This window comes from Mycobacterium sp. 94-17, from assembly GCF_035617725.1.
Lineage (GTDB): Bacteria > Actinomycetota > Actinomycetes > Mycobacteriales > Mycobacteriaceae > Mycobacterium.
On sequence record NZ_JAPIYN010000066.1, the window covers coordinates 1 to 1,064 of the forward strand.

At 70.3% G+C, this 1,064-nt stretch carries 1 protein-coding gene; it reads right to left on the minus strand.

Features of this window, described 5'->3' with window-relative positions:
* A partial coding sequence (locus tag OQ789_RS25635; protein ID WP_324689203.1) for a PPE family protein occupies positions 1-1,064 on the minus strand: 1,064 nt, incomplete at both ends.

Genomic DNA, 1,064 nt, shown 5'->3' on the forward strand with positions numbered 1-1,064 from the left:
AGCACGCTGTAGCGGAACCCGTATTTGTTGACGTAGCCGGCGGCCGCGCCGCGTCGTCCCATGCCTCCTACCGGCATTCCCCGCAGCAAGCCGTTGCCCGGGGAACCGGGCGCCCCCGCCGCACCGGCGGCCTGCACGGGGGTGGCCTCCTCGGTGACCGCCGCCGGGCTGACCGCCGAGGTCAGCGTCGTCCAGTGCTGCGGAACCGAAAGCATCCCCACCCGGGCGGCCTGCCCGGCACCCGCCGACACCGCGTGGGCCGCCGCACCGCCGCCACCCAGGTTGCTCAGACCCAAGCTCGCGAACTGCGGCGTCGGGAACCACGCACCACCGGCACCCGCCGTGCTACCCCCGGGACCGAAGGTCAACTGCTGGGCGATCGACGTACAAAAGCCCGCCATACCGTTCGAGAAGTAAGCCAGACCCGTCGTCCGTTTCAAGATCGCGTCGTACGCACTGGAGGACAACCCGAGGTAGTTGTTGCTCGGGGTCGGCAGCCCGGACTGCAGGAAATTCTGAATCGTGTTCGTCAGCCAGGTGAAGGGCCCCGGCTGCGTGGCGGTCGTGGTCGACGTCTGGGTGAGCGCCTGAGAGGTGGTGGCCGACAACAGTTGTGGGGTCGTGTTGGCCGCGGTCTGCGCGGTGTTGCCCGCCGGCTCGGCCACGGCCTGGGCCACCGCGTCGGCCTGATCCGAGCCCGCATCCGGGGTCGTGGTGTTGGGCGGCGCCGCGAACGGCGTCAGCTCCGAGGCCACCGCCGACGAGCCGGCATAGCCATACATCGCCGCGGCGTCTTGGGCCCACATCTCCATGTACTGCGCCTCGGTGGCCGCGATCGCCGGCGTGTTCTGCCCGAAGAAATTCGTCGCGACCAGCGTGGCCAACAACACCCGATTCGCCGCGATCACCGGTGGGGGCACCGTCATCGCAAACGCCGCCTCAAAGGCCGCCGCGGCGGCCCGGCCCTGCCCGGCGGTCTCCTCGGCCTGCGTGGCCAAAGCACTGAGCCAACTCACGTACGGGGTGACCGCCGACAACATCGCCGTCGACGCCGGACCCACCCA